1 protein-coding gene is annotated in these 1015 nt (G+C 67.9%); it reads left to right on the top strand.

Features of this window, described 5'->3' with window-relative positions; translation table 11 throughout:
• The coding region (locus ABT342_RS38150) for an IS630 family transposase (RefSeq protein ID WP_351584232.1) at positions 1–1015 on the top strand (1015 nt) is incomplete at its 5' end.

The raw sequence follows: 1015 nt of genomic DNA on the forward strand, positions 1-1015 counted from the left end.
GCGCCGCTCGACCGCGCAGGGGCTGGCCGTTCGCGCCCGCATCGTGCTGGCGTGCGCGAACGGCTGGAACAACACCGTGGTCGCCGCGCGGCTCGATGTCGGCAGAGGAACCGTGCGCCGGTGGCGGACCCGGTTCTTGCGCGAGCGGCTGGACGGCCTGGCGGACGAGCCGCGGCCCGGGGTGCCGCGGAGCATCACCGATGCCCAGGTGGAAGAGGTGGTGGTCCGCACCCTGGAAGAGACGCCCGCGGGCGGGACGCACTGGTCCAAGCGGGAACTGGCCAAGGCCGTGGGCATCTCGCCCGCGAGCGTGCTGCGGATCTGGCACGCCTTCGGCCTGCAGCCGTGGCGGACCGAGACGTTCAAGATCTCTCCGGATCCGTTCCTGATCGACAAGGTCCGTGACGTCGTGGGTCTGTATCTGGCTCCGCCGGCGAACGCGGCGGTGTTCGCGGTGGACGAGAAGCCGCAGATCCAGGCCCTTGAGCGGACCGCGCCGGTGCTGCCCATGATCCCGGGAGTGCCTGAGCGTCGCAGTTTCGACTACGTCCGGCACGGCACCGTCGACCTGTTCGCCGCCCTGAACACCGCAACGGGCAAGGTGATCACGAAGCTGTCCGCGCAGCACCGGGCGGTGGACTTCCGGGACTTCCTCGACGAGATCGACCGTCAGACCGATCCGGCCTTGGCGGTCCACGTGATCTGTGACAACCTCTCCGCCCACAAAGCGCCGGTGGTGCACAAGTGGCTGCTCGCGCACCCCCGTTTCCGGCTCCACTTCACCCCGACGTACTCGTCGTGGATCAACCAGGTCGAGCGGTGGTTCGCCGAGCTGGAACGGCGTTGTCTCGAACGCGGAGTGTTCTGTTCCCTCGACGCTCTCAAGACCGCACTCGAGGAGTGGATCAAGGTCTGGAACGACGAGGCCCGGCCCTTCAAGTGGACCAAGACCGCCGACCAGATCCTCGACCGGATCTGCCGCTACTGCGACAGGATCTCCGAACCAGGTCACTAG

Origin of the sequence: Streptomyces sp. NPDC000410 (genome assembly GCF_040300305.1) — a bacterium.
GTDB lineage: Bacteria > Actinomycetota > Actinomycetes > Streptomycetales > Streptomycetaceae > Streptomyces.